Origin of the sequence: Kitasatospora sp. NPDC059088 (genome assembly GCF_042738155.1) — a bacterium.
In the GTDB taxonomy this organism is placed as follows: domain Bacteria; phylum Actinomycetota; class Actinomycetes; order Streptomycetales; family Streptomycetaceae; genus Kitasatospora.
Window position 1 is genome coordinate 1 of sequence record NZ_JBHYGR010000148.1, and the last position, 23,382, is coordinate 23,382.

14 protein-coding genes are annotated in these 23,382 nt (G+C 69.8%); 4 read left to right on the top strand and 10 right to left on the bottom strand.

Annotated elements, in window-relative coordinates:
- Positions 1 to 648: 648 nt before the first annotated feature.
- A complete protein-coding gene (locus tag ACFWXO_RS38880) occupies positions 649 to 1,203 on the top strand; it encodes a transposase (RefSeq protein ID WP_380530301.1) in 555 nt (184 codons plus the stop codon).
- A gap of 219 nt (positions 1,204 to 1,422) precedes the next feature.
- Here ACFWXO_RS38880 and ACFWXO_RS38885 read toward each other — a convergent pair whose 3' ends face one another.
- The 8 genes from ACFWXO_RS38885 to ACFWXO_RS38920 all read right to left on the bottom strand — a co-directional run bounded on the left by ACFWXO_RS38885 (position 1,423) and on the right by ACFWXO_RS38920 (position 16,808).
- Positions 1,423 to 2,034, bottom strand: a complete 612-nt coding sequence (locus ACFWXO_RS38885) for a hypothetical protein (protein WP_380530304.1) — start codon at positions 2,032 to 2,034, stop codon at positions 1,423 to 1,425.
- Positions 2,035 to 2,537: 503 nt separating this feature from the next.
- Positions 2,538 to 3,659 carry an agmatine deiminase family protein gene (locus ACFWXO_RS38890; protein ID WP_380530307.1) on the bottom strand — a complete coding sequence of 374 codons (1,122 nt, stop codon included), beginning with the start codon at positions 3,657 to 3,659 and terminating at the stop codon, positions 2,538 to 2,540.
- A 111-nt stretch (positions 3,660 to 3,770) separates the two neighbouring features.
- Positions 3,771 to 4,520 (bottom strand): thioesterase II family protein, encoded by a 750-nt coding sequence (locus ACFWXO_RS38895; RefSeq protein WP_380530310.1) that lies wholly within the window; start codon positions 4,518 to 4,520, stop codon positions 3,771 to 3,773.
- On the bottom strand, positions 4,520 to 5,428 hold the full coding sequence (locus tag ACFWXO_RS38900; protein WP_380530313.1) for a TauD/TfdA family dioxygenase: 909 nt from the start codon (positions 5,426 to 5,428) through the stop codon (positions 4,520 to 4,522). Before ACFWXO_RS38900 ends, ACFWXO_RS38895 begins: the two co-directional genes overlap by 1 nt.
- Positions 5,429 to 5,559: 131 nt before the next feature.
- Positions 5,560 to 6,852, bottom strand: a complete 1,293-nt coding sequence (locus ACFWXO_RS38905) for an MFS transporter (RefSeq protein ID WP_380530316.1) — start codon at positions 6,850 to 6,852, stop codon at positions 5,560 to 5,562.
- A gap of 61 nt (positions 6,853 to 6,913) precedes the next feature.
- Positions 6,914 to 7,111, bottom strand: a complete 198-nt coding sequence (locus ACFWXO_RS38910; RefSeq protein ID WP_380530319.1) for an MbtH family NRPS accessory protein — start codon at positions 7,109 to 7,111, stop codon at positions 6,914 to 6,916.
- A gap of 5 nt (positions 7,112 to 7,116) precedes the next feature.
- Complete coding sequence (locus ACFWXO_RS38915) at positions 7,117 to 11,808, bottom strand: amino acid adenylation domain-containing protein (RefSeq protein ID WP_380530322.1); 4,692 nt, start codon at positions 11,806 to 11,808, stop codon at positions 7,117 to 7,119.
- A complete protein-coding gene (locus ACFWXO_RS38920; RefSeq protein WP_380530325.1) occupies positions 11,805 to 16,808 on the bottom strand; it encodes an amino acid adenylation domain-containing protein in 5,004 nt (1,667 codons plus the stop codon). The genes ACFWXO_RS38915 and ACFWXO_RS38920 overlap by 4 nt, the downstream gene beginning before the upstream one ends.
- A 393-nt stretch (positions 16,809 to 17,201) precedes the next feature.
- Here ACFWXO_RS38920 and ACFWXO_RS38925 point away from each other — a divergent pair, with 393 nt between their 5' ends.
- Positions 17,202 to 18,260, top strand: a complete 1,059-nt coding sequence (locus tag ACFWXO_RS38925) for an ArsR/SmtB family transcription factor (protein WP_380530328.1) — start codon at positions 17,202 to 17,204, stop codon at positions 18,258 to 18,260.
- 1,550 nt (positions 18,261 to 19,810) lie between these two features.
- Positions 19,811 to 20,014, top strand: a complete 204-nt coding sequence (locus ACFWXO_RS38930) for a hypothetical protein (RefSeq protein WP_380530331.1) — start codon at positions 19,811 to 19,813, stop codon at positions 20,012 to 20,014.
- Positions 20,015 to 20,837: 823 nt separating this feature from the next.
- Here the strand turns inward: ACFWXO_RS38930 and ACFWXO_RS38935 are convergent.
- Positions 20,838 to 21,107 (bottom strand): hypothetical protein, encoded by a 270-nt coding sequence (locus tag ACFWXO_RS38935; RefSeq protein ID WP_380530333.1) that lies wholly within the window; start codon positions 21,105 to 21,107, stop codon positions 20,838 to 20,840.
- Between the two features lie 116 nt (positions 21,108 to 21,223).
- Here ACFWXO_RS38935 and ACFWXO_RS38940 point away from each other — a divergent pair, with 116 nt between their 5' ends.
- Positions 21,224 to 22,834, top strand: coding sequence for a NaeI family type II restriction endonuclease (locus tag ACFWXO_RS38940; protein WP_380530335.1), 1,611 nt, complete (start codon positions 21,224 to 21,226; stop codon positions 22,832 to 22,834).
- 357 nt (positions 22,835 to 23,191) lie between these two features.
- Here the strand turns inward: ACFWXO_RS38940 and ACFWXO_RS38945 are convergent.
- A partial coding sequence (locus tag ACFWXO_RS38945) for a type I-E CRISPR-associated endoribonuclease Cas2 (RefSeq protein ID WP_380530337.1) occupies positions 23,192 to 23,382 on the bottom strand: 191 nt, incomplete at its 5' end.

Here is a 23,382-nt window from a genome sequence, read left to right on the forward strand (position 1 = left end):
TCCTATGCGCCGACCGCGCAGTGATCACCCGAACGAGCCCAATGCGTGCGGAGTTTCGAGCGGCAGCCGTGCCCCTCGGTTTGGGAAACGCTTCTGAGGACACGGTCGATCACCGGGCCATCGGAGCGGGCGGACCACCACCGCAGTCCTGCGGGACGCGACGCACTGGGACGAGGCAGTGGTCACGCCCGGCTTCGAGCACCTGCGCCGCCACGACCTCCGGCGTACCGGCTGACGCCCGCTGCCCGTCCCCTCTCCACACGAGCATGGATCACCCGGTCAAGGAAGTGGATGCTGACGAACTGCGGGACTCCTCTCCGCACTCGGGGGCCAGCCGACCATAAGAGGATTGTGAGGATGGTCGGGTGCCACCCCGGGCGGTGGTCTGGCCCGAGATACGACTGGCGCTGATGCCTTGAGTTTGATCTGCCGACTGCCGTCCGAGGCGGTGCGTGCTGCCGCCGGCCGGGTGGGCGTGTCCCAATAGGGGCCTTCGCGACGCGCACCGTCAGTCCTGACCGCCTCACCGGCCCGGCGCCGGCCACCAGTACCCCCGCCGACCAGGAGACGGACGACCGTGCCCAGCACTGCCTGGCAAGCCCCTCACCTACACGAATTGACCGGCCCCCAGAGGAGATCGTATTCGGGGTGGATACTCACAAGGATGTTCACGTCGCGGCGGTGATCACTTCCACCGGAGTCATGCTTGACACCCGCAGCTTCCCGACCACCCGCGAGGGATACCGACAACTCCTCCCCTGGGCCAAGGCTTTCGGACGTCTGCAGCAGGCCGGAGTCGAGTGCACCGGCTCCTACGGTGCTGCCTTGACCCGCTACCTCCACAGTGAAGGCATCGCGGTCACCGAGGTCAACAGCCGGACAGGGCCCTACGGCGCCGACGAGGGAAGACCGACACGATCGACGCCAGGGGCGGCCGCCCACGCAGTGCTCTCGGGCCGAGCCACCGCCACCGCCAAGTCCGCCGACGGTCCGGTGGAGACGGTCCGGCTGTTCAAGATGGCCAGGAGCCCAGCAATCAAGTCGCGCTCACAGTCGATCAACCAGCTCAAGGCCGTCCTGACCTCGGCAGACCCCGCACTGCGTGAGTCGCTGGCAGGCCTCAGCAACCCCCAAGCTCATCCGTCAATGCTCCGAGCTGGAGGCCGAAACCGGGGCTACCCCCGCAACCTCCACCCTGCCTGACCTGCGGCGATGCCGTGACCGGCAAGAATCTCCCCGCTTCGCCCCGCATCATGCCACCGTTCTGTTCCTGTGGGAACAAGCTCGGGAACGCCCCCCGAAAAGTGGACGCTGGTCACCATCCACCACCTCTGTGGCTGCACGACACCTCGCCCAGCCATCCGACCCGCGACCGAAGGGGCGCTTCTCGGGCGTATCGCTGGGACATGACTGAAAGCCACCTCAGCCCATCGGGTACTTCTCTCGAATCAGAGCAGCGAGGTCCTCGCGGACGCTGATCAGCCGCTCCTTCGTGGCTCCGGCCTCTGCCGCCCACTGCCGCAGAGCGTCACGGTCGACTTCCTGCGCAGCGAGCGCCTTCTTCAACGCCGCCCGATTGGACTCGACCCACTCGCGCCGCTGATCTGTCGCTTCCGCGAAGCTCGCGAGCAGGTCGGGGCAGTAGATGGCCATCAGGTTGCGGAGTGTTCGCCGTGCGGCCTGTCGCCGCTGCTCGGGCACCAGCCGCTTGACGAGCGGCGCCTTCGGATTCAGCTGCTGGTCGACCTGCGCCGTGAGGTCACTGATGATGCCGACATTGCTGTGGCCGAGCACCACACCATCCCCCCAGTTGAGCGCCCGCCCTGATCGTCCACTCACGCCACTGAGTTTCTGCTGGATCAGTCGTTCCGTCTCGTCGGCTGCGTCACACCACGCCGAGATGATGGCGAACAGCTCCAAGAGCCCTTCGTGAAGCGAGGGCCACTGGGGCTCGGTTGTGACCTCCTCTCTGAGGCCTCGCACCAGCGACCCGCCCGCACGCGCAACGATGGTCGCTTCCGGTCCTGTGATCACGCTTTCCTCCTTCGACGCAACTCCGGCTCCGCCCAGGCAGACGCCAGAGCAGCAGCAGGGACACCAAAGCCCATCCATGCTCCTCGTGAACCGGTTGCAACGGTAGGCCGAGAGGGGCAGGCGCATCACCTGCCCCTCCTGTTCGGCACCCGGACCGATAGGGCGTCAACCTGTTCGTCTCCTGATGGACACCGGGTCCAGACCATCCGGGGCGAAGGACCGGTACCAGACGCGCCCGCTCGGTGGCACCAGGCGGCGTATCAGGGCAACGGGGTCATCCGGTGACAGCCCGTCGCCGCACGCGATCGGCAGCCACTCGCCCCACGCGTCACTCGGCCGCCCGTCGGCGGCCGGTCTTGGCAAGCAGCTGCGCGGCGGCCAGGCCGAATTGAGCTGTCATGGGCGCGGGGTGTCCGCCGACCGGACCGCTCTCCCGCCGCGGCCGGAAGGGCGGGCATCGCTGCGGGCGGTCCCGTGGGACCGCCCGCAGCGTACTGGCCGGGTCAGTGGTCGGCGATGGTCATGGTGGTGCAGTGGACGGCGCCGCGGGTCTTGATGACCGCCGTGGCGTCGATCGGCACGATCCGTCGGTCGGGGAAGGCGTCACGGTAGGTGTCGAGTGCCGTCTCCTCGTACGTGGTGTCGTCGGTGTAGACCGGCACGAGGACCGCCCCGTTCACCGCGAGGGAGTTGGCGTAGGAGCGGAACACGCCGTCCCGGTGCGTGGGCATCGGGATCCGGCGCACGTGGTAGCCGGCCGTGGTGAGGCGAGCGGCGTCGGCGTCGAGGACGGCGGCGTTGTCCGGGTCGTCGCTCGGACTGTAGGCGCCGACCAGGACGTCCCTGTTGCCCGTGAAGGATGTGAACATGTCGACGTGGCCGGTGACCTCGCCCTTGAGGGGGTCGAGGAACGTCGTCTCCTGGCAGCCGTAGAGCGATCGGAACATGGTCCGCACGTCCTGCGCCGTCACGTGGTTCGTGACGTTGTACGGGTTCTTGAGGATCGCGTTGGTGACGAGGCAGCCGCCGGTTCCGTCGGACAGGAAGTTGCCCCCTTCGGTCCCGAGGTCCGCCCGTGTCACCGGCACGCTCCACCGGGCGGCCAGAGCGGTGGCGAAGGCGTCGTCCTGCGGGCGGTCGGCGTGGTACCTGGTGGAGATGAAGCGCTTGCCGCCGTCGGTGGTACGGGCCGCGATCGGACCGTAGTCGCGGATCCACCAGGAGTCGAGGCTGCTGTCCACGAAGTGGAGCTCCGAAGTGTCCACATCCGCGTCTGTCAGCGAGGTACGGGCGTCGTCCGCCGCGCCCGGGTGGTCGCCGAACACCACGACACGGGAGTTCTCGGAGGCCGCCCGTACCAGGTTGACGAAGTAGGCCCTCAGCTCCGCGGAGTCCTGGTCGTTGAGGGCCCAGGCGATCAGGGTGGTCCGCACCGGTTCGAACTCGCCCGGCACGACGGCCACGTCGGTGGGTAGTGGGCCGCCGTCGGACAGGCGAGAGGGTAGTACGGCCCCGGATGGGGCGGCAGACGTCCCGGCGACCGCCTGGGGTGCCAGTACGCCGGTGACCAGCAGGACGGACAGGACTGTGGAGGCGGCCGCCAGGCCACGCTGGGTGGGGGTCATTGGTGGTTGGAGGCACGGTGACTCGTAGGGCACCGTGCCTCCGTCCCCTTTCGATCCGTGCGTACGGGTTCCCGCACGCGGGCTACCGGTGGACTTCTTGACGGGAGGACCTCAGATGGCGTGCGGGCGGAGCACGGAAGTGAGGACTTCGGCCCGCCGCGGCGTCAGATAGAAGTGGTCTCCGGGGAACACCGCCGTCTCCGTACGTGCCGCGACCGCGCTCCAGTGCTCGGCCTGGGCCGGCCCGAGGTCTGGGTCCCGGTCGCCGAAGTACACCTCCACGGGTGTGGCGGTGAGCATCCTCCCCGGTGTGTGGCGGTACTGCGCGGCGAGGTCGGAGTCCGCCTTGAAGATCGGGGCCAGGAGGTCCAGGAGGCCCGGCGTTTCCAGCACCTCGGTATCGGTGCCGCCGAGCCTGCGAAGTTCGGCTACCGCCGACGGCAGGTCCTGGAAGCCGGAGAAGGTGCCCGAGACCTGCTGTGGTGCCCCCATACCGGAGACCACCAGGCGGCGAGCGGGTACTGCTTCGTCCTCCAGGCGCACGGCGACCTCATAGGCCAGCAGCGCACCCAGGCTGTGCCCGAAGAGGATCACCCGGTGCTTCCGGAAGGCGGCGATCTCGGCTGCCAGCTCGTCGGCCAGATCGGGGATGCCGGTGGCCGGAGGCTCTCCGAAGCGGTCCTCGCGCCCCGGGTACTGGGCCGCGTGGACCACGACGTGGGCCGGGGCGAGTGCCGCCCAGGAGCTGAAGAAGCTGGCGGCACCGCCGGCGTGCGGGAAGCAGAACAATGCCGTGTCGGCCTCGGCCCGCGGAACGTAGGTGCGGAAGCCGCCAGGAGCGACGGTGCCGGCGTGGGCCATCAGGCGATCACCCGACTGTGCTGCCCGGTGTGGGCGAAGATCCGGCGCACGTCGCGGATGAGGTTCACCCGCTTCAGCCAGCGATCGGTGCCGTCGAACCGGGCCCGGAACGGCTCCCGGCCGTGCACGACCTGGTAGTTGTCCAGGAACACGAGGTCCCCGGGCGCGAGGACGACGCGTTCGACGGCCTTCTCGAGGTGCTTCTGGACATCGCTGATCGCGGCCTGCGTCCGGGTGTCCGTGGCAACGGCCGGGGCGATGAAGTCGAGGTCGAAGCGGAAGTACGGCAACGCCTCGGACCCGAAGAGCACTGAGCCGACCTGGGCCTTGCGGGCAGCCGCTGCCGCGTCGCCCCCGTCGGTGTGCGAATCGTCCGGGAAGAACCTGAAGTGGTCCCCGAACAGGAGCTCCCGGTGCGGCAGGTCCAGCTCGGAGGTACGCACGATCGTCGTGCCGACGGCGTCCGGGTTCCGCAGGCATAGCAGGGCCACGTAGTCGGCCCGGCAGGCGTGGAAGACGTCCTCCGTGTGCAGTGACAGGTTCGCCTCGCTGCTGGCACTGGTGAGCGAGTTCTCCTCGCCGCGGGCCGGGCACACGTCGTGCAGGATCCGGCCGTCCTGCTGGTCGGCCCAGGCGAACGGGTCGGCCAGTGCGCAGGCCACAAGCATCAGCAGGGCCTCCTCCCAGTAACCGGCCCCCGTGTCGGCCGCGATGCGCCATCCCACCGGAGTGGGCGACATCCCGGTACTGAGCGGCAGGCCGGACACGGTGATCACGTCGGACTCGTCCGCGCGTGCGGAGGTCAGGAACTGCCTGAGCCGCAGCGGCAGAAGCTCGGCGGCCATCGCCATCCGGTCGACCGCGCGCAGCGGGTCCCAGGAGGCTTCGGAGTCCACGAGGGTGTTCACGAGACCGACGAGGTCCCGGCGTTCGTCTTCGGAAAGAGTGAACTTGCGCATTTCTCCCCCAAATGCTTCTTCATCACTCTGCAGACACAGAGTCGATCACGTACCCGAGGCGGGACGTGTGCTGATGTCCGTCAGTCGGCCGGCTGCGCCGGAAACGTGCGCAGCGTTCGGACGTCTTTGGTCAGGATCAGTGGCAGGCACGAGAGGAGCCCGATTCCGGCGATCGTCCACAGAGTGGGACGGGTGCCGAGAACGGACCCGAGGTAGCCGCCGGCCAGCGCGCCGACCGGGAGGGTTCCCCAGATGGCGAACCGGATGGAGGCGTTCATCCGGGCTTGCATTCCGGTTGGTGTGATGGCCTGGCGCAGGCTCACCTGGCCGATGTTGTAGACGGTGATGCCGCACGCCATGATGCCGGTGGTGGCGATCAGGGTGGGTACTGCACGGGCCGGGGCCGCCGTGGCCAGGATGATCACGGCGGTTCCCGACATGGACTTGGCCGCGATCAGGACCGGGCCGAGGCCGGCGAGCCTGATGAGGCGGTTGCTGAGCGTGGCACCCAGCAGTGCGCCGCAGTTGCCGACGGTCAGGGCGAGCCCGAGCTCTCCCGGCGAGAGCCTCAGGTCTCGCAGGGCGTACGCGGTCAGCACGGCCCCCAGCGCGCCGCCCAGGCCCACGAGGTTGCTGATGCCCGTCGCCACAGCCAGGGAGCGCAGGATCCGGTGGCGGAAGACGAAACGCAGCCCCTCGGCGATCTGGGTGCGCATCCTGGTCTTCGTCGGGGGCTGCGGTGCCCGTGCCCCGGGTGTCCGGATGAGGTTGAGCAGCAGCGCGGACACCAGGTAGCTCACGGAGTTGACCACGAGGATCAGGGGCGCGGTGACCACTTGCAGCAGGAGGCCGCCGAGGCTGGGGCCGGCCAGTTCGGCCGTCGAGCGGGAGAGTTCGAGCCTGCTGTTGCCGTCCGGGGTCTGTTCCCGGGCGACGACGCTCGGCAGGAACGCCTGGTTCGCGATGTCGAAGAACACCGTGAAGAGCCCGATGGCGAAGCCGACCGCGCAGAGCAGGGGCACGCTCAGCAGCCCGGCGAGGTAGCCGACGGGCAGCAGGGCGATAGCCACGGCCCGGCCGAGGTCGGCCGTGACCATCACCCGTTTGCGGTCCCACCGGTCGAGCAACGCGCCCGCCTGCAGTCCGACCAGGAGGAAGGGCAGGGTCTCCATCGCCGAGATGAGGCCGAGCTGGCCGGTCGACGCGGAGAGCGTCGTCAGCGCCAGCACGGGGATGACGAAGAAGGTGATCTGGGTCCCGAACTGACTGACCGTGTGCGCCGACCACATGGCCTGAAAGTTCCGCTGTCGCCATACGCTGATCGGCCGGGTGGCAGTGGCTGCCGGGTCGAGATCGGAGTCGACGTTCGCCATTTCCGTTGGTTCCTCGCCTTTGGTCGGTGGGTCGCGGCTGACCTCCTGCTGGGCGGCGGACCTACTGCTGGACCGCCGCGAGGTGTTCCCGCAGCGATCGCGGCCGCATGTCGGTCCACTCGGCGTCGATCCGGTCCAGGCACTCGTCGCGGGTTCCGGTGAACCCGGTGGTGGTCCAGCCGGCCGGCGGCTCGGTGTCCGCGCGCCAAACGGAGTACTGCTCCTCGGAGTTGTACACCACCGTGTAGTCCGTGCTCATATCAGTCAGCCCTTCTCAGTCATGGGTGTGGAGGTGATGCCGTTCGTGTAATAGCCGAGCGGTCGGGACATGCCTGTCGCCATCCGCTCGAGTACCGTGCGCATGCAGGCCAGCAAGGCGAGAGCGCGGCTCTCGGGCACGTCGGCCGTGTCATGGCTCAGCTTGAGCAGCAGGGAGGGGTCGGGCCACACGGTCAGGCGCAGGGCAGAGTCGCCCCGGGATCCGCTGCTCATCGGGTTCCAGTCGGCGAGGCGGCCCTGGAGCCCCTCCCCGAACGGGAAGTTCTGCACGATCACTTCGGTGTCGTACAGCTTCCCGGGTTCGGCGCCGACCCATCGGTGCAGGTCCAGCAGGGAGACGTGCTCGTGCGTGGACACCTCGGCGTGCTCGGCCTGCAGTTCGCGCAGCCATTCGAGGCAGGTCGTGTCGCCGGGCACGTCGGCCCACATCGGAAGCCTGCTGCCGAGGCTTCCCACGATCTCGTCGAAGGCTGGGTCCGAGCGCCCCGAGACGACGGTTCCGAAGACGACGCTCCCGTGCTCCAGCATCCGGCTCAGCGACAGGGCGTAGGCGCCGAGGACCAGGGTGTGCGGCGTCAGTCCGTGCCGGCGTCCGGTGGCGAGGAGCGACGCCGTGTGCTCGGGCGCCAGCCATGCGCGCTGGTGTGCGTAGCCACCGGGATCCGGCCTGCCGGAAGGCGCCGCGGCCAGTCCGCGGCTGCCGGTCCGCGCCCTGCTCTTCCAGAACGTCTCAGCCTCGACCCGTGGCGGGTGTCGGTGTGTGCCGGCGTCCGGGGCGGGGGGCCGCGCGGCGAACTGCCACGGCCTGCCCTCGCGGATCGCGTCGTGTGCGGTGAGGAGGTCGGCCAGCACGTGGGGGAAGGACCATCCGTCGACGGCGAGGTAGGAGAACGTCCACAGCAGCCAGGCCGATCCCGGAGCGAGGTCGAAGACGACCACCCGCAGCGGGCAGGGATCCTCCGGGCGTACCGGTTCCCGCTTGAGCAGCTCCAGGTACTCGGAGAAGCGGGCCTGGGCGGCGGCGGTGTCGAGCTCCGTCAGGTCGTGCCGCTCGACGGGGATCCGGACGTTGCGGTGGACGACCTGCAGCGCGGTGTCGCCGTGCCGGTGCAGCGATGTGCGCAGGGCCGGGTGGTGTTCGGCCACCGCCTGCCAGGCCAGTACCAGGGCGTCGGCGTCGGCGTCGGTGCTGGTCAGGTCGAACGCCTCGTGCACCCGGAACAGGCCGGGCTTGGGAGCCTCGCGCAGGCGGTTCAGTCCCCATTCCTGGAGGGCGGTGGCCGGCCGGACGTCCTCGGCGTCGACGAACCGGGCCAGCAGGCGGACGGCATCGGCCTCCGGGAGGTCCAGTGCCGACACCAGGGTCCCGGCGCCGTGACGGGCCGCGGCGGCGGGCGGGTCGCTCGGACCGGTCGTGGCCGGGCGGATGTACTGGACGAGGCCGGCGAGGGTCTGGTGGCGGAAGAGGTCGACGACCGCGAGGTCCAGTCCCCGGGCCTTGGCCGCGGACACCACGCGGATGGCCAGGATGGAGTCGCCGCCGAGGGCGAAGAAGTTGTCGTCGGGTCCGACGTCGGGCACGCCCAGTACCTCCGCCCAGATCCCGCGCAGGCAGTCCTCCACTCCGCCGCCGGTGTCCTGCGCCCCGTGCCCGGTGCCCCCGCCCGGAAGACGCGCGCCGCTCACGGTGTCCCGCGGCAGCGGGGGGAGCCTGGACGGATCGAGTTTGCCGCCCGGTGTCCGCGGCAGCTTGGGCACGACCACGATGTGCGCGGGCACGACGTAGCTCGGCACCGACTCCGCGAGGTGTGCCCGGAGCTCGGCGGAGGTGAGCGCGGGCCGAGCGGCCGCGGGCTCGACGTACGCGGCGATCTCGGTGCTTCCCTCGGTCCGCCTCGCCCTGGCGACCGCGTCGGCGACACCCGGGTGACTGCGGATCAGCGCCTCGACCTCGCGCAGGCCGACCCGGTGCCCGCGGACCTTCACCACGTCGTCCACGCGCCCGAGGAACCTCAGTTGGCCGTCGGGGGCGATGCGGCCGCGGTCGCCGGTGCGGTACATCCGTTGTCCCGGCACGGGGGAGAAGGGGTCCGGCAGGAAGCGTTCGGCGGTCTCCCGGGGCCGGCCGTGGTAGCCGCGGGAGACACAGGGGCCGGCGAGGTAGAGCTCTCCCGCCAGTCCCGTCTGGACCAGCTTCTGCTCGGCGTCCAGCACGTAGATTCGGGAGTCCAGCATCGGCGTCCCGACGGGCAGGACGCCGCCGCCCGCGCCGGCGCCCGACGCGTTCCGGGAGGACCACGTCACCGAGGTGATGGTCGTCTCGGTCTGGCCGTAGGCGTTGAGGACCTCGACACCGGTGAGCCGCTCCCAGGCCTCCAGGTCGGCGTGGTGACCGGCCTCGCTGCCGATGACCACGAGCCGGAGCGGTTCTGGCAGTCGCCGGGGGCGGCGGCGCAGGTCCCGGGTCCACTCCGCCCAGTAGGAGCTGGGCAGGTCCAGGAGGGTGACCCCGTGTTCGGCCAGCACGGCCTCCAGGTCGGCCGACGTCACGGCGTTGTCGGCAATGAACACGACGGCGCCGCCGACGCACCACAGTGGGAGCGTCTCCTCGAACGAGACGTCGAAGGACAGCGCCGAGAACTGGAGGAAGACGTCCGCCGCGGTCAGGGCGAGCCCCTCGGCGAACAGCCTGGCGTGGTGGGCGAGCGCGTCGTGCCCCACGGCGACCGGCTTGGGCGTCCCGGTGGAGCCCGAGGTGAACACGATGTAGGCGAGCGAGCCCGGAATTGTCGCGCAGCCCGTCGCCGGCCTGTCGTCCCCGTCGGGTGAGGGCCGGCCGGCCGCACCCGCGTCGGCAAGGATCCCGTCGACGGAGGTCCAGTCGAGGTCGGTCCCCCACCGCTCGCCGATTTCGCCGGCCCGCGGCAGGTCGTCGGCCGCGGCAAGCCGGACGTCGAGCTGGTCGAGCATCGCGCGGACTCGCTTGCGCGGCAGTGTCGTGTCGACAGGCACGATCGCCGTGCCCGCGTACCAGGCGCCGAGGACGGCGACGGCCCAGTTCGCACCGCGGGAGACAGCCACCACGACGGGTTCCTCGGGCCGTGCCCCGGCGGCGAGCCACCGCCCTGCCATCGTCCGGGCGGCCGCCTCCAGCTCGCGGTAGGTCATGGTCCGTTCCGCCGAGCGCAGCGCGACGGCGTCGGGCGTGCGCGCGGCCTGGGCTGCGATGCGCTGCGGGACCGGCAGCGCCGCGGGTGCCGGTTCGGCAGGCGGCGTGCGCCTGCCCGCGAGTTGGGAGGGCGCCGATGCGAACGAGAGCTGCGAGATCCGCGGGTCCCGGTCGCCGACCAGGTCCCGAAGGCCCGCGAGGTACGCCTGGGCAAGCGCCCGTACGGTGGTTTCGTCGAAGAGGTCGGTGCGGTACTCCCAGTCCGTGAGCACCCCGTCGGCCGAGGCGCGGATGCCGAGGCTCAGTTCGAACTTACTGGCCGTACAGGGCAGGACCACGCGTTCGGCGGCGAGTTCGCCGAACGCGGGCGGCTCGATGCCGAGCTGCTCGAAGCTGCAGACCGTCTGGACGAGCGGGGCGCTGTCGAGCGAGCGGGGCAGCCGCAGGTGGTCGATGACGTCCTCGACGGAGAGTCCGCCCGCCGCCATCGCGCTCAGCGCGGCGTCGCGCACCTGGGCGACCAGCTCCGACACGCGGGGGTCGCCCTCGATCCGCACGCGCAGCGGCCAGGTCGTGACGAACATGCCCACCGTGTCGTACTCCTCGGCCGTCGCGCGCCCGGAGGAGGGTGTGCCGATGACCAGGTCGCTGCTGCCCGTGGTCCGGGCGAGCAGGGCCGCGTACGTGGCGAGCAGGATCATGTACGGCGTGGCCCCCCAGCGCGCGCACGCCGTCTGCAGTGCCCGCCACAGCTCGTCCGGGACGGCCAGTTGCAGCGCGGCGCCCGCGGTGCCGGGCTGGTCGGTGCGGGCCCGGTCGAAGGGCAGGTCGCTGGTGACCGGCGCGTCGCGCAGGGGGTCGGAGAGCCGCTCGAGGTGTGCGGTGTCCCGCGGTCCGTGCTCTCCCAGGTCAAACCAGGAGACCGGGGCCGGCAGCGGGGTGTGGTCGTCCTGGCCGTGGCGCCGGTAGAGCGTGCCGAGGTCCTGGTACACGGTCGCCAGGGCGATCCCGTCGGCGGCGAGGTGGTGGACGACGAGGCAGAGCAGGTGGTCCTCGGGGGCCAGCCGCAGCAGGAGGGTGCGCAGCAGCGGGCCCTGCGTGGTGGTGAACGGCCGGCGGACCTCCTGGTCGACCCGGGCCAGGGCGGACTGCTCGGCGGTGCTCGGTGCGGCCGAGAGGTCGACCAGCGGCAGTGCCGCCTTTGTCGGCCCGCCGTCCGCCAGGTACAGCACCCCGTCGTCGTCGACGACCTTGGCCCGCAGTGTCGGGTGCCGTTCCAGCAGGCCGTTGAGGGCGGCGTGCAGCGCCGTCGGGTCGAGTGGGCCGCGCAGCCTCAGCGAGGCGTTGATGTGGAAGGCCGCCGACCCGGCGGTGCCGGTGGTGAACACGGCTCCGCGGTTGGCCGAGCGGTCCAGCTGCTCGGCGAACCACAGTCCGCGCTGGGACGCCGTCATCTCCCTGCGCTTGCCGGGACGGGGGCCGGCGTCCGGGCTGTGAGTGGCGGTCATCGCGTCTCCCCGGCCAGGTGGTTCGCGAGCGCCGCCACGGTCGGGTGCGCGAAGAAGGCGGGCAGCGGCACCTTGACACCGGTCTCGTCGTGGATCCGGTGCTGCAGCCGCAGGATGGTCAGCGAGTGGCCGCCGAGCAGGAACAGGTTGTCGTCCCGGTCGACCTCGTCGCGGCGCAGCACGTCCGACCAGATGGCGGCGATCCGGCGTTCAAGGTCGGTCCACTCCTTCCCGGCGCTCCGCGGTCCGCGTCCGGCCGGAGGGGCGGCGGCCGGCGGGACGGGCAGCCGCGCCCGGTCGACCTTGCCGGACGTGGTGAGCGGGATGTCGTCGAGGACGACGTAGCCGGACGGCAGGTAGGACGCCGGGAGGCTGCGTCCGGCGTGCACGGCCAGCGCCTCGGCGTCGACGGTTCCCCCCGGTGCGGGGCGTACGTAGGCGAGCAGGGACTCGGTGGGCGCGTGCGGGTGCGGCTGGACGAAGGCCGCCGCCACACCTGGGTGTTCGCGCAGCACGTGCTCGATCTCACCGAGCTCGATGCGCAGGCCGCGGATCTTGACCTGGTGGTCGCGGCGGCCGAGGTACTCCAGGCGGCCGTCGCGCCAGCGCACCCGGTCGCCGGTGCGGTACATCCGGGCACCGGTGAGCACCGAGAACGGGTCCGGGACGAAGCGGTCGGCGGTGAGCCGGGCCCGGCCGACGTAGCCGGAGGTCACGACGGGGCCGCCGATGACGAGCTCGCCCTCGCATCCGTACGGAACCGGTCGAAGGCCGTCGTCGAGGACGTAGGCCGCGGAGCCGGGGCCCGGTGTGCCGATCGGCCAACCGGTCTCGTTGCCGGGGGTCGCCTCGCAGGCCACGGCGTAGACGGTGGTCTCGGTCGGCCCGTAGTTGACCCGGACCCACTTCACTCCGTCGGCGCGCAGGCGCTCCACCAGGGCGTGGCTGCCCGACTCGCCACCGAGGTCGACCAGTTGCACTCCGTCCGGGACCTGGTGGTCGGTCAGTAGTTCCGACATCAGGCTCGGGACGGCGTTGACCTGGCGGGGCACCCGGTCGGCCGACAGCCTCGGCAGGTCGAAGAGGCTGTCGACCAGGACGACCGTCCCGCCGGTGAGCAGGGTCGGGAGGATCTCGTTCACCGACATGTCGAAGGAGAAGGAGGTCGCCGCGAGGGAGGACTGGAACAGCTCCCGTTCGGCGCCGTCCAGGGTCAGCTGGACGAAGTGGTCGAGGTTGCGGTGCGTCGCCCGGCAGCCCTTGGGCTGCCCGGTGCTGCCGGAGGTGTAGATGACCCAGGCGGTGGCCTCGGGGTGGGCGGCCCGGAAGGGGACCTCCTCGGCGCCGGGTCCCTGTTCGGGCAGGGTGGACAGGTCGACGACGCGCCAGTCGCCGGGCGGTACGGCGTCCTTGGTCGAGGAGTCGACGAGGAGCACGTCGGCACTGGAGTCGCGCAGCATGTGCTCGATGCGCTCGGCCGGGTGGTTGGGGTCGAGCGGCAGGTAGCCGCGGCCGGACAGGAGGATGCCGGTCATGGCGGCGATGGTGTCGGGGGTGCGGCCGAGCAGCAGGGCTACGGGGCGTTCCGAGACCGGGGCCGCCGCGTCGAGCGCGCGGATCACCGACCGGGCCCTGGCCGCCAGCTGCCGGTGGGTGAGCGAGCCGTGGGTGCTCCACACCGCGTCGCGGCCGGGGTTCTCGGCAAGGACGGTCTCGAACATCGTCAGTGCGGTCGGGACCTCGGCAGCCGGCTCTGGTGACAGCGCGAGCAGGTTCCGGGCGCGGGTCGGGCCGAGGATGTCCACGGACAGGACGTCGGTGTCGGGGTCGGTCACCACCGCGTCCAGCATCCGCAGGTAGGAGTCTCCGATGGCGGACATGAAGTCCCGGTCGAACAGGTCGGAGTTGTAGGCCCACAGCATCGCGATCCGGCTGTCGACGCGGCCGTCGGCGCCGGGCTCGGCCTCCGCGCGGGGGATGACCACGATGTTGAGGTCCACCTTCGCGGAGCCGTTGTCCAGTTCGTAGACCGTGGCCGCGGCATCGGGCAGCTCCAGGTCCGGCATCCGGGAGTCGTTGGCGCTGAACATGATCTGGAAGCCGGGGTTGGCGGTGGGGTCGCGGTCGGGGTTGAGCCCGCGGACCAGCTCGAGGAATGGGAACTCCTGGTGCGCCGCCGCCTGCGCCACCGTCTCGCGGGTTGCTTCGAGTAGGTTCCGGAACGCGGGGTCGTCCGGTACCCGGGTGCGCAGGACGACCGGGTTGACGAACATTCCGATGACGTCCTCGATCTCGGCCATCTGCCGGTTGGCGAAGGCGGACCCGAGCACAATGTCCTTGTCGCCGGTGAACCGTGCCAGGGTGGCCTGGAACGCGGCCAGCAGCACCGAGTACACGGTGGAGTGGGTGTCACGGGCGAGGCCTCGCGCCAGGGACGCCGTGCGTGCGGGCAGCTCCAGGCGCATCATGCCGCCCTTGAAGCGCTGAGGGGCCTTGCGGGGCCGGCTTGTGGGCAGTGCCGTCGGTGAGGGCCGGTCGGCCAGGCGCTCCAGCCAGTAGTCCCGCTTGCGGTGCATGGCGGGCGACTCCATCGCCGCGGCCTGCCAGCGAGCGTAGTCGGCGTAGGCGAACTCCACCTCGGGCAGGCCTAGTGGGGTGCCGTCGACCGCGGCGGTGTAGGCCGCCCGAAGTTCCTTCATCAGCAGCCCGAAGGACCAGCCGTCGTGGATGAGATGGTGCTCGACCAGGATGATCTCGTTCTCACGCTCGTCCTGGCGGACCACGGACCAACGGGCTAGCGGCAGTTCGCCCAGGTCGAAGGGAGTGGTGATGCGCTCCCGGATGAGGGCCTCGGTACGGGCACGGCGCTCTCCCGCCGGCAGCTGCGTGATGTCGATGACCTCGACGTCGGCGTGGTCGACGCGGTCGTGGACCTGTTGGTAGGGGATCCCGTCGCGTTCGTGGAAGGTGGTACGGAAGACGGCCTGGCGCTCGGTGATGGTCTCGATCGCCTGCCGGAGGGCGTCGGTGTCGAGCGTGCCCGTGACGCGCATGGTGGTCTGCGCGTGGTAGGCGACGTTGCCGGGCGCGAGCCGGTCGAGAAACCAGACCTGCTGCTGCTGCGAGGTGAGGGGGGCGAGGGTGTCGGATCCGCCTCGCGCGATGGACGGCAGGCCCGCACCGTCGCGTTCCAGGCCTTCGACGACGGTGGCCAGGTGGGCGATGGTGGGTGCGTTCATGATGTCCTGGACGGTCAGTTCGACCTGCCAGATCCGCCGGACCTGGTTGGCGATCTGCATCAGGGCGAGCGAGTGGCCGCCGAGGTCGAACACGGAGTCGTCCACGCCGAGTTCGTCCACTCGCAGGACCTTGCGCCAGACCTCCGCGAGACGTGCCTCGACCGCGGTGCCCGGCGCCCTCAACGGCACATCGCCGGAGCGGCCCCACAGCACGGGCCGGGGAAGGGCGTCGACGTCGATCTTGCCGTTACTCCGCAGAGGGAGGGCGTCGACGACGACGTAGCGGTCCGGGATGTGGGCCGCCGGCAGCGACTCCCCCAGGTGGGCCCGCAGCAGTCCCGCCGTGGGGACGGCATGCGGGTCCGTGGGCACGATGTAGGCGATCAGCTGGCGCGGGGTCTGCGCGTCGCCCGGCGTGGCCAGCACGTGGGCTGACGCGACATGCGGGTGGGCGGCCAGGTGCCGGACGACTTCCTGTGGATGCACCCGCTGGCCACGGATCTTGACCAGGTCGTCCGCGCGGCCGAGCACGTGAAGATCGCCCCGAGCGTCGACGTACCCGCGGTCCCCGGTCCGGAAGAGGCGGGCGCCGCTGCGGCCGGAGACGCCGTCGGGGACGAACCGGTCCGCGGTCAGGGCGGGATCCGCATGGTAGCCCTGCACGACGCCCGCACCACCGATGTGGATCTCACCGGGTTCGCCGGCCGCAGTGACGGTTCCGCTGTCGTCGAGGACCCAGGCCTCGAGCCCGGTAACGGCCGAACCGATCGGGAGGACCTGGGGGGCGTCGTCGCGGGCGCCGTCGGCGGGACCGTTGCCGCTGGCAACGGCCGGGCCGGAGAAGAGGCGGGTGGTGGCCGTAATCGTGGTCTCGGTCAGTCCATAGGCGTTGACCACGTCGACCGCGCTCAGCCGACGCCAGGAGGCCAGGGTGGAGCGCCGCGTCATGTCACTGCCCACGATCAGCAGCCGCAAGGAGGAACTGATCCGTCCCTCGCCGCTCTCCAGCGCCCGGACCCACTGCTCCCAGTAGGGCGTCGGGATGTTCGCGACGGTCACGCCTTCCTCCGACAGGAAGGCGGAGAAGTCCTCGGCCGACGGGGCGACGGTCGGCAGCACCACGATCTCGGCGCCGACCCACAGGGCCGTGAAGACCTCCTCCAGCGCCACGTCGAAGGAGTACGTCGCGAACTGCAGGACCCGGTCGGAATCCTTCAGCCCGAACGCGGAGGACACGGCGGCGGCGTGGTTGGCCAGGCTCGCGTGGGAGACCCGGACCGCCTTCGGTGTACCGGTGGTACCGGAGGTGAACAGCACGTAGGCCGACTGCTCGGGATGGGCCGCCCGCAGCACATCCGAGCCGGCCCCCGCGGTCGGCCGGATCGCGGGGACCCCCGCCTCGGCGGCGATCTCGGCCCCGGCGTCAGTCGTGACACAGAGGTCGGCGACTGCGAGCATCCGCTCCAGCCGATCACGGGGATGGGCAGGGTCCAGCGGGAGGAACGCCCCGCCGGCCTTCGCCACCGCAAGCAACGCCGTCACGAAGTCGACCCCCCGCGGCAGCATGACCGCCACGACGGGGTTGACCGAGATCGCCGTAGTGACCGCCGCGGCAAGGCGGTCGGACGACTCGTCGAGTTCGGCATAGGTCAGCGCGCGGTCACCGCAGCGGACCGCGACCTTCTCGGGTACGCGGCGAGCTGACCGGGTGAACCCGTCGACAACAGACCGGAACGCTCCGTTTCCGATACGAGAATTCAACTTCCCATTCCCCCTTGATCGATAGACACCATGCACCACGAAAGTCGCACCGATACCCGAACCGGACATCTGTCTGCTCGGGAGCACCGGGTCCGCGCATATCCCGGCAGTGCGACTAGTGCAAGACCCCGACCCGAATCACCGAAAAGTCTCCACTTTCGTCCACGATGCGCCTGAACAGCTGCGGTTCCAGAAAACCGTCCATGCGCCCGGGTCTGTCCGTTTCTACGCATACGACTTCAGACTGAACCGCCTCCGACGCGTCTACGTTCGGCCATTCGAGGACGAAGGTCACGTTGTTTCGGCCAGATCCGAAACCCGCAGGCCACCGAGTCGGCATGGCCCGGGCACCATCGAGGTCAACTGCCGATCAGGACCCGGGAAGGGGTTTCAGTGACGCTGCGCATCCACTTCACAGAGGTCGATTTCACCCGTCTTGTACTGGCTTCTGCCCATATCACACCGCTGAGAGAGACCGCGCTCAGCCTCCAGCAACTGCAGAACCGAGGCTCATCACCCCGCTTCGCACGCTGGCGGCGGGACGTCGTGCGGCGCAGGCCGCAGATCCTGGGACTGCTCTCGGAGCTGGTGCCGAAGACCGAATGGCTCCCGGCCGACCTCATCGTCGGGAACGGCGCTTTCGAGGCCGAGGAAGCCACACCCGAGACGATCCACAAATTAGCCGAGACACTTTACGAATGGACCGCGAATCGACGTGGACCAGGCTGGAGTATTCCGACCGTCGACCGCGGCACAAATGCCCATTCAGCCGTATTCCGCGCCCTGACTGAATACCATTCCATCGCTATCACGCCTTTCCTACGGGCAATCCAGGCCCAACTGGAGGCCGAACGAGCAGATCGCAGCCACCTCATGACGAGCCGGGGAATCGAGGCACTGCTCACCAGCCTCCATCCGGCGGCACGGTGGAACGCATCCGTAATCGAACTTCCGTCCGAGGCCAACCGGGACGTCTACCTTAGGGGGAGGGGCCTGAGGCTCGTGGCGCACTACTTCTCGGGACCGCTGCCTCGCCTGGCAGCCGGGGCCGACGTGCCGACACTGATCTACCCCGCCGCCTCCGCTCAGCTCAGCGCAGGTCTGCTCACATCGAACGCACCGGCGGACGAAACCGCCGCCCGACCGCTCGCCGCCATCCTCGGGCGCACTCGTACAGCAGTCCTGCAGGCCGTCGCCGAAACTCCGGGCATGACCACGAGCGGCCTCGCCGAGCGCGTGGGCATCGCCGTCGCATCAGCGTCCGAACACGCCACCACCCTCCGCGAGGCCGGACTCATCGCGAGCCACCGCGAACGCGCCGCCACCCTGCACTCCCCGACCTCGCTGGGCACCAGCCTCATCGACGGCGCCGGCGCCGGCCACAACCTCCGGTCGCCAAAGGATCGCCAGCACTCCAAGGGGCAGTCGGCGCGAGGGAAGAAAACCCCGTAAACACAACGCCTAATCACCAGCCTCCCACGGGGTAACACCCACCGAGGCGGCGCCCGAGCGGACGAGCTCCCCAAGGGGGCCTCCTTTCGCCGCCCTCCCCGCTGGCGGAAGAGGTGCCGAGGCTGCAGGGACCCACCCCGCGAAATCACTGGCCCGCTGGCACGGGGAGGGGCGACTTCGAACGGACCGAAGCCACCATCCAAAACGGCTGCCCCCTCAGGTATGGGGAGGACACTCCCCATACCTGAGGCGCCTGGAGCAGGTCCAGCTGACCCCCGCGGGTGCGGGGAGGACGCACAGGGACTCTCCAACGTACCGACCAGAGGCGGCTGACCCCCGAGATATGGGGATATGGCAAACCTGCACTGAATTCAGCCTACCAAGAAAGCCAGAGCCCAAAGAATTCCGATGAGCAAATGATCTATGAATAATATATTATACACACTCGGCCCCTCACTTGCCCGTCAAGCCTCTAGTTGTGACGTTGTGAGAGCCTCTGAGACCGAAGCCTCTTGTCGTGACGTTCCGAGAGAACCTGAAGCAGAGAACAAGCAGATCCTTGGCGCGCCGGAGGGCAAGCAGGCAGAGAATTTTGGTAATCTCCCACCATGCGGCGGGCATCGCTTCCTGGTATATCCCTATTAGCACACGCTAGGGCAGCCTGAACGGATCCATCGGAGTGCGCACAGAGAGGACCCCTACGCTGTTCTGGGCGAAACTGACATCCCAAACCACATCCACCACCCACCCGTCTCATGCCTCACCACAGTCCGCACAAGCCGGCGCGCCCATCAAGCCGTGGACACCACGCCCCCAGCATCACCAGCGCGGCAGCAAGCCAGTACACCACCCCATCCAACCCACTGGTTGACACCCGGCCAAGCGGTGTCCGACCCAAGAGACAGGAGCCACAATGCCAGCAGAGGGACGGAGCTTGGTAATTGACGTACGCACCGATGAGGCCCGCCTCACACTGCGCTGGCAGAAACGCCCTGCCGCGCTCATGATCCTTCTGCTCTTCAATTTGATCTCAGCGGGTGTCGGCTACGTCCTGGCACATCGCTAATAGCATTTGAGCCTGAACCATGCACCCTCATGACCAAGCCTTCCGGCCCGCCAAAGAATGCAATAATAATTCTTGCCTCGCACGACCCTGATGATCAATAGAACCGTGGTTACCGAACTTGATCAGGCGAAGTCGGAGCCGTTCACCTACTGATGCCCGGCGTGCTCTGGTCGCCGCAGACCGTGGGATGGAATGCGCACAGGACCAGGGCAGCGTCGCTCAGGCAGTCTGTCCGGTTTAATCACACATGACACCGAGGGTGGGGAGCAGGCAGCGCAGGTCGCAGGCGTGGTGACGGAGTCCGGCAGCAATGCTGTCGTGGCCGGAGTACGCCGAGGGCGAGGTTTCACGGGTCGGCCACAGCCCGGGGCGCGGAGCCAGTACGGGGAATGGCCCGCAAGGCTGGCCGCACCGCTCGGCCGTGCCGGAGCGAGCCCAAAGGGGGATACCAACCGACTGCACCAGGGCATCTACGACCAGGGCCGTGTACGACGCGGTAATACGCAAGGGAGCTCTGAGCAGTGTGTCCGGCGACGCCGCCCACACCGAGAACGACCGCGGTGCGCAGGCCAAGCAGCGGCTCGAAGGCGATGACAAGACCCGCGGTACCCTCGCGCTGAATCCGGGCAACGCCGCCTTCCTGCGCTCCGAGCGGTTGCCCAAGGTGGCCGCCGCCTTCGGCGCGTGATCTTCGTGTGTGAAGGAGCGAGGCTACTCCTGAGGCGATCGGCTACCAGGCTGTCCGCACGGCGGAGCCATTGGAGACCCGCACGCGCCGCTTCTCGGACCGTCCGAGACCGTGACCTACACGGCGTCCGACGCCTGTCCCGTCCCGGCTGGCACGCACGGTGTGCTGGTCTCCCATCCCCACGTGCAACGCTGGGCGTAACGGCTGCGCGGCGGGGTGAGCCACCGGATCATCGGCGACGACCAGGTCTCCGTCCCCGACGAGATCTGCTACACCACCGAGATCCGCTGCGACGCGTCCGTCGCCTGCATCGGCCGCGGCCTGAGCGGCGTCTTCGGCACCTCCGCCACGGCCAACCGCGGCACCCGCCACGACCGCATGCTGCACCGCGGGTTGGCGGCCGCAGCTGACCGGGGACGGCCGACAGCCCCTCAGAAGGCTGTGAGGCCGGTCGTACGTTGGTGGCCTGGCCCCTCGCGAATGGAGCGCGAGGGGCCAGGCCACCGATGGTGCGGTTCGACCAGGTCACCGGGCCCGGCCCGTCGTCCACGGCGGGTCACCAGCCCTGCCGGGCATGCTGGTCAGCCGGGGATCGGCCGGTTCGAGGCCCGGCCCCGGGTGGAACCGAACTCCAGCAGCTGCGCACGTAGGCCTCTCCCCCGATCCGGGAACGGGACCGTACGGGTGGTCAGCCGGTCCGGATGCCCGCGCGGGCGATGCATAGGACGTGACAGGTCGGTACTTCGGTGGCTGCAGGTAGGAGGTGCCGCTCCGAACGGCGGGGCACCTGTCGGGGCGTCCCGGGTGGCGGCCCACCTGGTGCTCACCCCGAGGAGGGCGAGGAGCCGTGTCCGCCGCTCGCGGAGGAGGTATCGGGAACCCTGCCGGCCTCCCCCGTGTCGGGCCGCTCCGGGGACTCCTGCCGACGGCTGCCCACCGTCCATGCGGCGTAGAGGGTGGAGAGTGCACCGGCCACCATGACGACCGTCATCCCCGTGGCCTCCAGTGCGACCAGGGCGACCCCAGTAGCCAGCACGGCGAGAAAGGCCACCAGGTCGGTCAGCGTGCGGCGGCGAGCCGGGCGTTGGGACATTCTGCACCTTTCGTGGAAGTCGGCCCCAACCGTCGCACGAGGAGGCGGGCAGTTCGCCGTTCTCTCACATTCTCTCAGATAGAATGGATGAACTGCCGAGAGATCTTGGAGGATCAGTGGCACCGGAGCGGATTCGCAGCGGACGCCGCCAGGGCGACCCGCTCGGGGCCTGCCCCTCGATGAACCTGCTCGTCCTGCACCTGCGTGACCTGCGCGACAGCGCCGGTCTGAACATGGCAGAACTCCGCCGCCGGCTCGTCGAGGCCATGCGCGACGAGCCGGCGGACCCTCCCGCCGAGCCGACACTGCACCGGCTGCTGCGCGGAACGAACCTGCACGCGAAGCCACGCCTGGCGGAGGCGGTGGCCGATGTCTGCGTGCATGCGACACGAGGTGATCGGCAGGCCGCCCGGAAGCGCGTGCGGGAGTTCTACGCCCTCGCCCGCGAGGAGATGGACGGTGGGCGGGGTACGGGTCGGGAGTCGGAGGACGAGCACCGGACCACCGAGATCCAGCGCCTGCGGACGGAACTGCAGAACAAGCACCAGGAGAACCTGAGGTTGGCGGCCGAAGTGGCCGTGACCAGGCGATTGCTCTCCTCGCTGCCCCCGGGAGGCGACGGTGGAGCAGTGGTCGGGGACGGCGTGCTCGGCGAGATCCTGGAACGGATCCAGTACATCGCCGCGAGCAGTGACGAGGCCCTGGCCGAGGCACAAGCCGCCCGGGCCGAGACGGCCCGGCTGCGGGAGTGGATGACCGCCTCGGCACCGGACGGGGCAGACGAACCGGACGACCACGTCGACCCGCCGACACCCACCGGCGGCAACACCCAGCCCCCGTTCGAAACCTCGGACCCTATCGACCCGGAACTCGAAGAACTGGCAAGGGAGTTGACCCGGCGCGATCCGACCGGCGCACGGATGGCCGGAGTGATCGAGAGCGCCGGCGCCTACCTGCTGGACGGTGGTCGGACCGGCCGCTACGCGTGGACGCAGTTGGAGAAGGCCGAGAAGGTGCTCTTCGGACCGACCGTGCAGCGGCTGATGCAAGGGGAGCTCGGACTGACGAATGGAGCCGGGAGGCTCGACTTCACCCTGGACGGCATCGACTTCGACCTGAAGTGGACGCTCGGCGGCAGGTGGCTGTTCGGACCCGAGCTCATCGGGGAACTCTGCGTCGTCGCCGAGGCGGACGAACGCACCGGGAGGTACAGCTACGGCGTCATCCGCGTCCGACCCGAGTACCTGAGGCGTTCGTCCAGCCGGGACGGCAAGAGCACGCTCACCCTCGAGGGCCGCGAGGCGATCCGTTGGATCCGGACGGACGCGCACCTCCGCACCGGAGTCCTGCTGCAACTCACCGGGGAGGACCGGGAGGCCGTTCTCGGACAGGACACCGGGGCACAGCGGCTGGCCGAACTGTTCCGTCGGGCGCAGGGCAGGCGGTTGACCCGAAGCGACCTGGCAACCGTGTGCCGCGCGCCGGATCCCATGCGGCGATTGCGGGAGACGCTGCCCCGGCTTCGCCGAGCAGGCATCCTGGTAGTTGGGGGCCACCTCGGGGACCGGTCGCTACTCACCGCACTGGGCGCCCCCGAACCCTCCCCGGGCGAGTGGGTCGGCCTGCGGCTGGCGCCCGCCGACGGCGAACAGGGGCCGGTCATCGACCTGAGCGGAACACCATGGCGCAAGGCCCGTCCCGAGGATCCCGAGACTCCGCTGCCCTGAACTGCGGGCACTCGGCACGCCCCCTGGCGGAGCCGCGAGTTTCCGAGCCTCCTGTATGCACGGATGAGACCGGCGAGTGTGCATCGCTACAGGAAACACCGGCAGGCGACTGCCGTCGGCGTCTGGAGCGAGGACGGGCACGCAGTAGTCCCGAAGTCCCGGAGGCGTGCCCCGAGATGAGCGGATCCGCGTCCGAGGCCCCGTAACCGCACCTGGGCGTCCGCAGCGGCTCCCGGAGCCCTGCACAGGGCCCCATCACCGCGCCCCGGTGCCGGGACTCCGTGCCCGCGACCGCCTCACGGACGGCTGACCCCCACTGGCGGGCGCGGGGAGGAAGCTTTCCGACCTGCTACGTTTCTAGGCTTCTGCCGTTCCTTGACCTTCAGCGGACTGCAGGCCCGTCATCGCAACCAGCGTCAGTCCGTCGAAGTCGATCGGCTTCCGTCGCTGTTCGCCCGCAGTACGCAGCTCGAAGCCCTGTTCGTTGGCCGCCGGGTGGACCAGGACGGCCACTCCGGCGCCGATGCAGCCGCTGACGGCCTGCCAGA